At 59.9% G+C, this 13,049-nt stretch carries 12 protein-coding genes; 7 read left to right on the top strand and 5 right to left on the bottom strand.

Annotation, left to right across the window (positions count from 1 at the left end):
- Positions 1-198: 198 nt before the first annotated feature.
- The 3 genes from ACMHLQ_RS16670 to ACMHLQ_RS16660 all read right to left on the bottom strand — a co-directional run bounded on the left by ACMHLQ_RS16670 (position 199) and on the right by ACMHLQ_RS16660 (position 2,556).
- On the bottom strand, positions 199-675 hold the full coding sequence (locus tag ACMHLQ_RS16670; RefSeq protein WP_415401824.1) for a YcjF family protein: 477 nt from the start codon (positions 673-675) through the stop codon (positions 199-201).
- Positions 676-963: 288 nt separating this feature from the next.
- Positions 964-1,662, bottom strand: coding sequence for a 4'-phosphopantetheinyl transferase family protein (locus ACMHLQ_RS16665; RefSeq protein WP_415401822.1), 699 nt, complete (start codon positions 1,660-1,662; stop codon positions 964-966).
- Positions 1,663-1,683: 21 nt separating this feature from the next.
- Positions 1,684-2,556 (bottom strand): MurR/RpiR family transcriptional regulator, encoded by an 873-nt coding sequence (locus tag ACMHLQ_RS16660; RefSeq protein WP_415401820.1) that lies wholly within the window; start codon positions 2,554-2,556, stop codon positions 1,684-1,686.
- A 118-nt stretch (positions 2,557-2,674) separates the two neighbouring features.
- Here ACMHLQ_RS16660 and ACMHLQ_RS16655 point away from each other — a divergent pair, with 118 nt between their 5' ends.
- The 7 genes from ACMHLQ_RS16655 to ACMHLQ_RS16625 all read left to right on the top strand — a co-directional run bounded on the left by ACMHLQ_RS16655 (position 2,675) and on the right by ACMHLQ_RS16625 (position 10,333).
- Positions 2,675-3,433, top strand: coding sequence for an N-formylglutamate amidohydrolase (locus tag ACMHLQ_RS16655; RefSeq protein WP_415401818.1), 759 nt, complete (start codon positions 2,675-2,677; stop codon positions 3,431-3,433).
- Positions 3,427-3,948: a TRAP transporter small permease subunit gene (locus tag ACMHLQ_RS16650; RefSeq protein WP_415401817.1), complete on the top strand. Its 522-nt coding sequence runs from the start codon at positions 3,427-3,429 to the stop codon at positions 3,946-3,948. The genes ACMHLQ_RS16655 and ACMHLQ_RS16650 overlap by 7 nt, the downstream gene beginning before the upstream one ends.
- Complete coding sequence (locus ACMHLQ_RS16645) at positions 3,948-5,273, top strand: TRAP transporter large permease (protein WP_415401816.1); 1,326 nt, start codon at positions 3,948-3,950, stop codon at positions 5,271-5,273. The genes ACMHLQ_RS16650 and ACMHLQ_RS16645 overlap by 1 nt, the downstream gene beginning before the upstream one ends.
- 63 nt (positions 5,274-5,336) lie before the next feature.
- Positions 5,337-6,374: a TRAP transporter substrate-binding protein gene (locus tag ACMHLQ_RS16640; RefSeq protein ID WP_222523062.1), complete on the top strand. Its 1,038-nt coding sequence runs from the start codon at positions 5,337-5,339 to the stop codon at positions 6,372-6,374.
- A 72-nt stretch (positions 6,375-6,446) separates the two neighbouring features.
- Positions 6,447-7,811 (top strand): glutamine synthetase family protein, encoded by a 1,365-nt coding sequence (locus ACMHLQ_RS16635; protein ID WP_415401814.1) that lies wholly within the window; start codon positions 6,447-6,449, stop codon positions 7,809-7,811.
- A 3-nt stretch (positions 7,812-7,814) separates the two neighbouring features.
- A complete protein-coding gene (locus tag ACMHLQ_RS16630; protein WP_415401813.1) occupies positions 7,815-9,182 on the top strand; it encodes an aldehyde dehydrogenase family protein in 1,368 nt (455 codons plus the stop codon).
- A 5-nt stretch (positions 9,183-9,187) separates the two neighbouring features.
- The gene (locus tag ACMHLQ_RS16625) at positions 9,188-10,333 is read left to right on the top strand and encodes an iron-containing alcohol dehydrogenase (protein ID WP_415401812.1); all 1,146 of its coding nucleotides are present in this window, start codon (positions 9,188-9,190) and stop codon (positions 10,331-10,333) included.
- 7 nt (positions 10,334-10,340) lie between these two features.
- On the opposite strand, the gene ACMHLQ_RS16620 is transcribed toward ACMHLQ_RS16625, so the two are convergent.
- The gene (locus tag ACMHLQ_RS16620; RefSeq protein ID WP_415401811.1) at positions 10,341-11,384 is read right to left on the bottom strand and encodes a tetratricopeptide repeat protein; all 1,044 of its coding nucleotides are present in this window, start codon (positions 11,382-11,384) and stop codon (positions 10,341-10,343) included.
- Positions 11,385-11,447: 63 nt separating this feature from the next.
- Positions 11,448-13,031 carry a calcium-binding protein gene (locus ACMHLQ_RS16615; RefSeq protein ID WP_415401810.1) on the bottom strand — a complete coding sequence of 528 codons (1,584 nt, stop codon included), beginning with the start codon at positions 13,029-13,031 and terminating at the stop codon, positions 11,448-11,450.
- Positions 13,032-13,049 lie beyond the last annotated feature (18 nt).

Here is a 13,049-nt window from a genome sequence, read left to right as displayed (position 1 = left end):
TGTGAGAGTTCAGGCTTCCCTGCGCGGCGCGGAAATCAGCACGAAAACCCCCACCAGAAGGGGTGTCAGCAAGAGCGACAGAACAAAACATCCCGGAAAACCGATCGTCCAGTTCCGCCCCCAATATCCGACGAGCGCACTGAGTGCGACGTAAGCCAAAACTGGATGCAAAGGTATCACGTCATGATCTCCCTTGCGTTACTTGGATTTGGCCGCGTTGACAGCGCTTGCGACTTCATCCGCCTTGGATTCAGCGTCGAGGTTTTCGACCGTGCCACCATCTTCAAAGTGAGAGATAAAGACCTGCCCGATTGCATAGGTTGCAGCACTGCCTGCTGCTGCCAGCCCCGCACTGCCAAGCAGTGTACCGCCGCCGGGGATCAGTTTGAGGGACGAGCCGACGATGCTGCCGCTGAGGGCGGCGGGGCCGAGTGTTCCCAGCAGCGCAGAGATCGCGCTTTTGATCACTTCGTCCTTTGCATCCACGTCATAGAGCTTGCCCAGATCGCGGACCATGTTCAGTTGCACGGCGCCCAAAGAAATCAGATCGACATAAGGCAACGGGATCACAGCCGCAGCAGCGGACCATTTCACGGCCTTGGATACGATTTCGTTTGCCTCGGCAGATGCAGAGGAATTCACGCTATTGGTGTCATTTGCGGTTGCGGCTGTCATGTCGTCCTCATGGGTTTGCTAAATCTGACGGTACTCAAAAAACGGTTCAACGAAACACGGTTACACGATATTTCATGCATTATTCTTACTAAAAAACAATGCAAAAAAGACTCGACGCCAAATCCAATGCATGCGTATGCATCGCAAGAATTACCTACTTTTGGTTGAATTTTTCTCGACTTAGCCCGGTCAAAGGGAACATTTCCAGAGGCTGCAAAAAAGTGCCCGTACGGTTCCGTACAATTGTTCGGACGCGGTTTCGATTGGCCCAGTCTATTTGATCTGCTGTCAGGGCGCCTCAACCCAGGGCGCGCTGAGCCAGGTCAGAACCTGACCGTTCCAAAACCGCCAAGACACCTCAAACACCCGGCCAGCTGACAAAGTGGCTCCAAGATTTTGGGTCAAGGCGAGCGAGACCTTGGAAGACGTGATTTCACCAACGCACTCGGCGGCGTGAAAGTCGAAAAACTCTCCGACCCTTGGATTGAGCGCTTTGAACAAGGTCTCCTTCGCGGAAAAGATCAACGTCAGATTGGCCAAGTAGTCACCTTTCGACGAGGGGAGCCACGTCGCCTCGGTCTGCGTCAAAATCTGTGGGCCAACTGTTTGGGCTGTATGTGCGGACAATATTGTTTCGAGATCGACCCCGATGACACGGTCCCGCCGCGCGGCCACCAAGGCGACAGCGCCGCCGTCCGCATGGCTGATCGAGCCGCTGTAGCCGTCTGGCCAGAGCGGCTGGCGATGCGTTCCGATCCCGACATGTGAGGCGGGCGATCCCAATGCGTCCAAGGCCGCGCGGGCGAGGTACCGACCGGCCAGAAACTCGGCCTGCCGTTTGGGCACCGACGCATTGATGCTGTCTGGGCACGCGATGCTGAAGTGATCAAAGAACGTTGGGGAATAGGCGGACACATCGAAACTGCACCCGGTGAAAACGCATCCGGGTTCAGGCGGTTCGAATTGGATTTGCGAGGCAATGAACACGGGAAATCAGCAACCGTTTTCTCAGGTGAATTTTCTGAAAAGCTTGGTCTTGTCAAAGATGTCTTCCAGTTCCTGCATCCTGTCCTTGGTCTTGTCCCAGTTCGGGGTTTGCACCGCCGAAATCATGCTTTCCACCAGCAGCATGATCGCCGTCGCACTGTCCCATGCCGACGGTACGATGATCTGACTTGTCAGGCTGACATCCGCCATGCGGTGCACCGGAGACCGCCATTGATCGGTGAACAGCACGATCTTGGCGCCCCGGTCATAGGCCAACTCGGCCAGCTTGAGTGTATTGTTCTCGTACCGCCTGACGTCGAAAATCACGAACACATCGCCATCGCCCGCATTCAACAGATAATGCGGCCAAGTATTGGACGTCGATTGCACATGCGTCACGTTTGGGCGGATCACCTGCAAGTGCATGAAGAGGTATTCGGCAAGCGTGTGCGTGATACGCCCGCCAACGACATAGAGATGCCGGTTGGGGTCGGCCACCAGTGCGCACGCCTCGTCAAAGGCGACCGGGTCAATATGGGCCATTGTGTTGCGAATATTGTCGATCACCGCCTCGGTAAAGCGGTTCAGGACATGTTCTGACGGGGCCGCCCCGGCCCAAGTTTCGTGTTTGGCGATCGGCCCTTTCGCAATGGCCCCCAATTCGTCGCGCAGATCGGCCTGAAAGTCGGGATAGCCCTTGTACCCCAGCTTTTGCACCATCCGCGCCACTGTCGGCACCGACACGTTCGCCCCTTTGGCCAGTGCCGTCAGAGGGCCAAGGCCGGAAGCCGGGTAGTTTTCGAGGATCGACAGGGCCAGTTGACGTTCGGCGCGTGTCAGGTCGTCCAGCTTGGCCTGAATGCGGTCCGAAATCGTCTGCTTTGCATCGGTCATTTCAGATGCCTCGTCATTGTGCAAAAAATTAACAGCGCTATTCGTCCTGTTATGAATTTTTCACAATTGTGTTGACAGAAACCCTGCTTGGCAAGACTTTTCCAAGGTGGGAGTCGAGATGAATCACCTGAACCGCCCATTGGATGAGACCATTGTTGATGTCCGTGATGCCCACGCGACGTCCTCTGTGATTTTGGTGTGTGAACACGCCAGTCCCCACATTCCGGCAGAGTTCAACAACCTCGGTTTGGCCCACGCTGCACGCGACAGCCATGTGGTGTGGGACCCCGGTGCCTTGGCGCTGGCCGAAGAGATGGCAGACCGGCTGAAGGCCACCCTGATCGCGGCCAGGACCTCTCGGCTGGTCTATGACTGCAATCGCCCGCCCGACGCGCCCGATGCGATGCCCGCGCGCAGCGAACGTGTCGATGTGCCCGGCAACGCGGATTTGACGCCCGCCCAAAAGGCCGCGCGCGTCAGTGTCTACTACGAGCCCTTTCGCCGCGCCGTGGCGCAGATCATTGCCGACGTTGACGACCCGGTGCTGATCACGGTGCACAGCTTCACCCCGATCTATCACGGAGCAATGCGCGATGTGGAAATCGGCATCCTGCACGACAGCGATGCGCGCCTTGCCGACGCGCTTTTGACCCATGCCGACACGAGGCACATCGTGCGTCGGAATGAGCCCTATGGCCCCGCTGATGGCGTGACCCACACGTTGAAAGAACACGCCCTGCCAAGCGGCCATCTCAACGTCATGATCGAGGTGCGAAACGACCTGATCGCGGACAAACCCGCACAGTCAGCGATGGCCGACAGGCTGTCCGCCTGGATCGAGCGTGCGCTGGCAACGCCCGAGGTTGCGGCATGCTGAAGGGGGTGATGACATACATCTCGGTCGTGGATGCGATGAACTATCGCATCGGGCGGGTCGTGATGTACGGCATCTTTGTGATGATGGCGATCCTGCTGTGGTCGTCCATCAGCAAGACGTTCTTTGTCCCGTCACTCTGGACGCTGGAAGTCGCGCAGTTCGCAATGGTCGCCTACTACATGCTCGGCGGCCCCTATTCGATCCAGATGGGATCGAACGTGCGCATGGACCTGATCTATGGCGAGTGGAGCGATCATCGAAAGGCCCAGATAGATGCGATGACGGTGGTGTTCCTGATCGTCTATCTGATCTTTCTGCTCTGGGGCGGCTGGGAAAGCTTTCAATACTCGATCAGCTACGGAGGCGAGCGCAGTTCGTCGGTCTGGCGGCCCTATCTCTGGCCAATCAAGGCGATCATGCTGATCGGTATCTTCCTGATGTTGCTGCAGGCCGTTTCCGAGTTCTTCAAGGACATCCTGCGCATCAAGGGGCACGACATGGGGGCAAAGGTCTGATGTCCTACGAGGTCATCGCAATCCTCATGTTCTCGTCCATGATGCTGATGCTTCTGACGGGTCAGCGCGTGTTCGGCGCGATTGGGTTCGTGGCCGTTGTGGCCGCATTCTTCCTGTGGGGGGACCGCGGGGGATATGACCTCGGGTTTGCGGCCGCGATCAAACTGATGAAATGGTATCCGCTGCTGACGCTGCCGATGTTCATTTTCATGGGCTACATCCTGTCGGAATCCAAGATTGCCGACGACCTCTACAAGATGTTCCATGTCTGGATGGGCGGCTTGTCGGGTGGGCTGGCCGTCGGCACAATCGGGCTGATGGTGCTGATTTCGGCAATGAACGGTCTGTCCGTTGCGGGCATGGCGATCGGAGCAACCATCGCCCTGCCCGAGCTTCTCAAACGCGGCTATGACAAGCGGATGGTGACCGGTGTGATCCAGGCGGGATCGTCACTCGGGATCCTTGTGCCACCCTCTGTCGTGCTGGTGCTTTACGCCATGATCGCGCGCCAGCCCGTGGGTCAGCTGTGGCTGGCCGGAGTGCTGCCGGGATTGATGATGGCGGCGATGTTCGTGATCTACATCGTGATCCGCTGCCGTCTGAACCCGGCCCTCGGGCCCGTCCTGCCCGCGCAGGAACGGGCATTGCCCATGGGCGAGAAAATCCGACTGCTGGGCGCGGGTCTCCTGCCGCTTTTCATCTTCTTTGCGATGATGGTGCCGTTCGTGAATGGCTGGACGTCGCTGGTCGAAAGCTCGGCCATCGGGGCCATCGCTGCGTTTCTCGCTGCCGTGGTCAAAGGCCGGATGACGCGCGAAGTGTTCGAGACATCAGTGCGCAAAACCCTCGGCATCTCGTGCATGTTCATGTGGATCATCCTTGCCGCCCTTGCCTTTGGCGCCGTCTTTGACGGGCTCGGCGCGGTCAAGGCCATCGAGAGCCTGTTTACCGAAAAGCTGGGCTTGAGCCCCTGGATGATCCTGATCCTGATGCAGCTCAGCTTTATCCTGATGGGCACGTTTCTGGATGACACCGCAATGCTGGTGATTGTTGCCCCGCTTTACGTCCCGCTGGTGGGCGCGCTTGGCTTTGATCTCATCTGGTACGGTGTGCTGTACACGATCACCACGCAGATCGCCTATATGACGCCCCCTTTTGGCTATAACCTGTTTCTGATGCGCGCGATGGCTCCGCCCGAGATCACGCTGAAAGACATTTATTCATCCATCCTGCCGTTTGTTCTGGTGATGGTGGTGGCCTTGGCCACGATCATGACCTTCCCCGAAATCGCGCTTTGGCTGCCGGGGTACGTCTATGGAAATTGACAACAAGAGAGATCCCGCATCCCGGGACATATTGAGAAGAGCATCAACAGAGAGGACATACCAATGACGACAAGACGTAAGTTTTTATCATCCGCCGGTATCGGCGCGGCCGCCACGCTGGCCACACCTTCCATCGTCAAGGCACAGTCAGCGATCAAGTGGCGTTTCCAGACCTATGCGGGCAGCGCCCTGGGCGAACATGTGACCAAGCCCGTCATCGACTACATCAACGCCAATGCCAATGGCGAGCTTGAGGTCGAGTTGTTCTATGCCGACCAGATCGTACCGACGGGCGAGTTGTTCCAGGCCCTGCAACGCGGCACGATCGACGGTGTGCATTCGGATGACGACTCCATGGCGTCACCCACACCGCTGCGCCAGTTCGGCGGCTATTTCCCATTCGCGACCAAGCACATCCTGGACGTGCCGGTCCTGTTCAACCAGTACGGCCTCAAGGAAATCTGGGAAGAGGAATACGCCAAGGTTGGCGTCAAATGGTTGTCTGCTGCGGGTCAGGACCCCTGCAACTTCAACACCAAGAAAGAGATCACATCGGTTGCCGATCTCGACGGCCTCAAGCTTTACACCTTCCCCACGGCGGGCCGGTTCCTTGCCAAGTTTGGCGTCGTGCCGGTGAACATTCCTTACGAGGATGCCGAGGTTGCGGTGCAGACGGGCGAGTTGGACGGCATGGCATGGTCCGGCATCACCGAAGACTACACCGTGGGTTGGGCGGACGTGACGGATTACTTCCTCACCAACAACATCTCGGGTGCCTGGATCGGGTCGTGGTTCGTCAACGAAGAACGCTGGGCCGACCTGCCGGATCATCTGAAGTCAGTCGTGATGGCCGCGACAGAGGCGGGCCACACCTATCGCAACCAGTGGTATTGGGGCGGCGAGGCCGCGCTGCGCGCCAATGGTGACAAGCTGGCGTTGCGGTCTGTGCCTGCTGGCGAATGGGCCGAAGTCGAGAACGCCGCCAAGGAGTTTTGGGAAGAAGTGGCCCAGGAAGGCGAAGTACACCAGAAGATCGTCAACATCTTCAAAGAGTACAACAGCGTCATCAACCAGGCTGGCGTGCCTTACAACTTCGAGTAAGCACAGACCAAATAAGAGCGACAGGCGCCCCCGGCACATGGGGGCGCTTCATTGAACAGAAGGATCACACCCGTGGCCGCAAATTTGACCTTTGATGCGTTGAAAGACGCCGTGACAGCGGGCGAGATCGACACGGTTCTGGCCTGCCTTGTGGACATGCAGGGCCGGTTGCTGGGCAAGCGGTTCCATGCCGTGAACTTCGTCGAAACCTCGTTTCAGGAAACCCACTGTTGCAACTACCTGCTGGCGACTGACCTCGAGATGGCCACCCCGCCCGGCTATAAGGCATCCAGTTGGGAAGGCGGTTACGGCGATTACATCATGGCCCCCGACCTCACCACCCTGCGCCGCGTACCGTGGTTGGAAGGCACGGCCATGGTGCTGTGTGACGTGCTTGATCATCACACGCATGAACCCGTGCCACATTCACCCCGCGCCATGCTGAAAACGCAGATCGCCCGCCTGCACGCCCTTGGATTTGACGCGATGATGGCCACCGAACTGGAATTCTTCCTGTTCGAGAAAAGCTTTGACGAGATCCGCAAGGACGGTTTCCGCGATCTGGCCCCGATCAGCGGCTACAACGAAGATTACCACATCCTCCAGACCACCAAGGAAGAAAGCGTGATGCGCCCTATTCGCAATCACCTTTTCGACGCGGGCATCCCGGTGGAGAACACCAAGGGTGAGGCCGAGACGGGTCAGGAAGAGTTGAACATCCGCTATGCGGCCGCGCTGGACTGCGCGGACCATCACACCATCGCCAAGAACGCAGTCAAGGAAATCGCCTGGCAACAAGGCCACGCCGCCAGCTTTCTGCCCAAGTGGCATCACGACAAGATCGGCAGCTCAAGCCACGTGCATCAGTCGTTATGGCAAGACGGAGCCCCAGCGTTTCATGACCCCGACGCCGACTTGGGCATGTCAGAGGTGATGCAGCACTACATGGCTGGCCTGATTGCCTATGCGCCGGACTACACGTTCTTCCTTGCGCCTTACGTCAACAGCTACAAACGGTTTGCCAAAGGCACTTTTGCACCCACCAAAACGGTCTGGTCCGTCGACAACCGCACCGCCGGCTTTCGGCTGTGTGGGGATGGCACCAAGGGTATTCGGGTCGAGTGTCGGATCGGCGGCTCCGACCTCAACCCCTATCTCGCGCAGGCCGCGATGCTCGCTGCCGGGATCAAGGGGATCGAGGACAAGATGACACTGGCCCCGCCCACGTCGGGCGATGTCTACGACGACAGCGGGGCTACGGAAATCCCGCGCACCCTGCGTGCGGCGACCGAGACCTTGCGCGCCTCCGACTTTCTGCGCGCTGCGTTCGGCGACGGCGTGGTCGATCACTACGTGCGTGCCGCCGAATGGGAGCAGGAAGAATTTGAACGCGTTGTGACCGACTGGGAAATCGCACGCGGCTTTGAAAGGGCCTGACACATGATCCGCTGTATCTCTCCCATCGACGGCTCTGTCTTTGCCGAACGCCCGACGCTTTCGTCGGCAGAGGCGCAGGCAGCTGTGGCCCGCGCAAAAGCCGCACAAGCCGCCTGGGCCGCCCGCCCCTTGGAAGACCGTATCGCCCTTGTGCAGGCAGGCGTCGCAAATGTCGGTGAAATGAACGACGAGATCGTTCCAGCGCTGGCGGGCCAAATGGGCCGCCCCATCCGCTATGGCGGCGAATTCGGCGGTTTCAATGAGCGTGCCAGCTATATGGCCGAGATCGCCAAGGACGCGCTTGCCGATCTCGAGGTGGAAGACAGCGACGCCTTTCGCCGCGTGATCAAACGGGTCCCGCATGGGCTGGTTCTGGTGGTGGCCCCCTGGAACTATCCCTACATGACGGCCATCAACACCGTCGCGCCTGCCTTGATCGCGGGCAATGCGGTGATGCTGAAACATGCCAGCCAAACGCCGCTGGTCGGCGAACACATGGCGCAGGCCTTCCATTCTGCCGGCATCCCTCAGGACGTGTTTCAAAACGTCTTTCTGGATCACCAGACAACGTCCGACCTGATCGCGGCCAGATCGTTCGGTTTTGTCAATTTCACCGGCTCTGTCACCGGCGGTCAGGCGATTGAGCGCGCCGCAGCGGGCACATTTACCGGCATCGGCCTTGAGCTGGGCGGCAAGGACCCCGGCTATGTCTGCGACGACGCTGACGTTGACGCGGCCGTGGATACGCTCATCGACGGGGCGATGTTCAACTCGGGTCAATGCTGTTGCGGGATCGAACGGATTTACGTGGCAGAACAACACTTTGATACCTTTGTCGCCAAGGCGGTCGAGATCGTGCGCGGCTACAAACTGGGCAACCCTCTGTCCGAAAAGACAACGCTGGGTCCGATGGCGCACGTGCGCTTTGCCCAAGAGGTACGTGGGCAGATTGCCGACGCCGTGGCCCAAGGCGCAACCGCGCATATCCCGACCTTCGCCGAAGACGATGGCGGCGCCTACCTGTCTCCGCAGATCCTCACCAACGTGACCCATGACATGCGCGTGATGCGCGAAGAAAGCTTTGGCCCCGTCGTCGGCATCATGCCTGTCAAGGACGACGCGCATGCCATCGCGTTGATGAATGACAGTGACTTTGGATTGACAGCATCGGTCTGGACCCAAGACGCACGGCGCGCCGAAGCGATTGCCGACCAGATCGACACCGGCACCGTCTTCATGAACCGCGCCGACTATCTTGATCCCGGTCTGTGCTGGACGGGGTGCAAGGACACCGGGCGCGGCGGCGGGCTGTCGGTGATCGGCTATCACAACCTGACCCGCCCCAAATCCTACCACTTGAAGAAGGCCTGAGTTCCATGTCGCTTACCGCAAATTGGTCCTATCCCACTGCCATCCGTTTCGGCGCGGGCCGCATTGCCGAGATCGCTGACGCCTGCGCGGCAGCCGGTATCTCGAAACCGCTGCTGATCACGGATCGCGGCCTGGCTGACATGGACATTACCACCAGAACGCTTGATCTGCTGGAAGCGGCGGGCCTGGGCCGCGCGATGTTCGCGGATGTCGATCCCAACCCCAATGAAAAGAACGCCGAAGCGGGCGTGCGCGCTTTCAAGGATGGCGGACACGATGGCGTCGTCGCCTTCGGCGGTGGGTCGGGCCTTGATCTGGGCAAGCTGGTGGCCTTCCTCGCCGGTCAAACGCGTCCCTTGTGGGATTTCGAGGATATCGGCGATTGGTGGACCCGCGCCGATGCAGATGCCATCGCGCCGATTGTGGCAGTGCCCACGACAGCGGGCACCGGATCGGAAGTGGGGCGCGCCAGCGTCATCACCAATTCCGAAACTGAAGAGAAAAAGATCATCTTCCACCCCAAATTCCTGCCCTCGGTCGTGATTTGCGATCCGGAATTGACCGTTGGCATGCCGAAATTCATCACGGCCGGAACGGGCCTCGATGCCTTTGCCCATTGTGTTGAGGCGTTCTCCTCCCCGCACTATCACCCGATGTCGCAGGGCATGGCATTGGAAGGTATGCGGCTGGTCAAGGACTACCTTCCGCGCGCTTATGCGGATGGTTCTGACCTCGAGGCGCGCGCGCAGATGATGTCCGCCGCAGCCATGGGGGCGACGGCCTTTCAAAAGGGTCTGGGCGCGATCCACGCGCTGTCGCACCCCATCGGCGCGATCTATCACACCCATCACGGCACAACGAACGCGGTGTGCATGCCAGCCGTCTTGCAATTCAACGCATCCGCCATTGCCGACCGCTTCGAGATGGCGGCCAACTACCTTGGCATTGCCGGCGGCTTTGACGGGTTTTGCGCCTTTGTCGACACGTTGAACGCCAGCATGGGCATCCCCAAGACGCTGACCGAACTGGGCATCGAACACCTGGATGTCGACCGTGTGGTCGACGGCGCGCTGATCGATCCCAGCACTGGCGGCAACCCGATAGAAATGACGCGTGACAACACCAAGACGCTTCTTTTGCAGATCGTGTAGTGGTCTTTCATAGGCTCTTTTTATCCAGCGCAATGGCGCCCGCCACGGCCCGCACCGTTGCGCCGCGCAATGGACCTGTCGCGCAAACAGCCCAAAGGCCGCGCTCCCGGCAATAGCGGTTCTGCGCGCGGATCGTGCGGGTCGTCATACGACCATTGATCCGGCCCTGGTAATACTCCAGGGCGCGCAGTTCCTGTTGCAGCACACGCACCCATGCATTCTTGTTGATCCAGAATGCCGTGCTGGCTGTCCGCGCGTAGTTGTCTGTTTCAGTGTCTGCGAGAATGTCCTCCACTTTCGTCCAGAATTGCCTTGGGTGTGTTTCTGCGGCCAGCCGCACCAGTTCAGGCGACAGGGTCCGATCGGGAATGCCAGGAATGGCGGCAAGCAAGGCGCGTGTCCGGATCGCTTCCTCGCCTTTGTCGGCTTGCTGAGACAGATAAGTCAGCCCGGCCTTGGCAAATCTCGCATCTCCATCGAGGCCGGCGCGCACGACCTGATCAACTGCGGCTTCCGACGCCTGCCCACCCAAACGGTTCCAGTTGAAACGCACCACGAGGTCGCGCGCGGCGTTCCTGTCACCGTTTCGCGCCATACGCTCCAGCATGGCGCGCCCCTGTTGAGGATCAGAGGCTGCCCCAAGCTTGCGATCAATATGTGCTGTCGCCAAGAGCCGCTCCGTGCCCGGCAGACCCTCAAGCACCCCAGCGTGCAGCAGTCGCAATGCGGTGTCACCCCGCCCCAACTCGATCTCGACCCGCGCCAGGGACGCAGTGGACCACGGATGCCCAGCCTCGACAGCGCGCATGTACCACTGACGCGCCGCCTCCAGGTCAGTCCGCGTGCCGATCCCCTTGCGCAGGTAGTATCCGACCCTGTCGATGGCAGGCGCATAGCCCTCTTCGGCCAAGGACATCATGGCACTATAGGTGCCGTGCGGATCGCTCTGTTCTTGCGCGGTGATCGCCTTGAACTGTGCCCGTTGGTCTTTGGCAAGGCAGGTGCCTGCCATGGCCAGAACGAGGGCTGCCCCCAAAACAAACTGTCTCATTTTCAAACTCCTTTCTTGAACCCTGCGTTCGGGTGAATGGATCATGCGCGCACAGCGCAGCCATCAAAAGATTAGCAAATCCAGAGTGTTATCGTAAAAACTGGTCCCGGCATCAGCATGGTTGGAAATCAGGATGCTCTGCGATCCCGACAGGGTGATCCGAATGTCACCGTCGGACATCCGCGCGACATGTTCGCTCACCCATGCGCTCCGATCTGCGGCGGCGTCGATGAAGTTGAAGTCAGACAGATCAATACTGTCTGCATGCGCCCCATAGGCGTTGAAATCCGTGATGTGGTCCCGGAAGAAACCGACATCCGAGCGAAATACAAACACGTCGCTACCGCGACCGCCAGTGAGCGTGTTGATACCGGTTCCGCCGAACAGGACATCCTGACCGGCGCCACCGTCCAAGGTGTCTGCGCCGGTGCCGCCGTCGAGGCTGTCGTGCCCCCATGAGCCGTTGAGCACATCCATGCCCGCACCACCCAAGAGCACGTCATGCCCAGCGCCGCCATTCAGATCATCACCCCCCGTGCCACCCGCAAGCGTGTCTGCGCCATTGCCACCGAGGAGCGTATCGACACCTGTGCCGCCCTCCAGAACGTCGTCGCCCTGTTGGCCGGACAGATGATCATTGCCGTGACCGCCATAGAGGTGATCGGCACCATGTCCGCCGCGCGCAAGGTCTGCGCCGTTGTCGCCGAACAAACTGTCATTGCCCGATCCACCGATCAGATTGTCGTTGCCGTCACCGCCCCGCAGGCGGTCATCATCTGCCCGGCCATAGAGCAGATCAACACCCGCGCCACCGCTCAGATCGTCATTGCCCGCGCCGCCATACAGGCGATCATCACCTGCGCCACCGCTGAGGACATCGCTGTCATTGCCGCCCCAGATCTGATCGGCGCCCACGCCACCGTCGATGGTATCAGCGCCTTCACCCCCGTAGAGCATGTCGTTGCCAGTGCCGCCGGATTGCACGTCATGTCCGTCGCCACCAAAGAGACGATCATGCCCGTCCTGGCCATCCAATCGGTCGGACCCGTCTCCGCCAAACAGCGCGTCCGCCCCTTGACCACCGTTCAAGGCGTCCTCCCCCGCCCCTCCGAACAGACGGTCTACGCCTTCGTTACCATCAACGTGGTCGTCGCCTTGCGCGCCATGAAGGGAATCATTGCCCGTACCCCCCGCGAGGGTGTCGCCGTCATCGCCGCCAAACATGCGGTCCGCGCCAACGTCACCGGCCAACTGGTCGTTGCCAATGCCGCCATACAGGCGATCATTCCCCGTTCCGCCAGACATGCTGTCGTGACCCGCGCCGCCCCAGAGGCGATCGTCAACGCCGCCTCCGACACCGCCGCCGGATCCGCTTGCGTCACCGCCGTTGATGACATCATTGCCCTGTCCGCCATAGAGGCGGTCCTGCCCCGCGTCGCCGTTCAGCACATCGTCGCCAAGGCCGCCGCGCAGCGTATCCCCGCCGGATGCACCATGCACGGTGTCATTTCCGCCTTGCGCGTAAACGCGGTCGGCGCTGTTTCCTGAGCGGATGGCGTCGTCGCCGCCTTTGCCATGGATGCGGTCGCGGCCAGCGCCGCCTGTGATCGTGTCGGTTTCGGGTGTGCCGTAGATATGTCGTGTCATTGCCTTTGGGTCTTTCTG

The organism is Tateyamaria algicola (assembly GCF_047715485.1).
GTDB lineage: Bacteria > Pseudomonadota > Alphaproteobacteria > Rhodobacterales > Rhodobacteraceae > Tateyamaria.
This window is presented reverse-complemented; position numbering and strand designations above follow the sequence as displayed.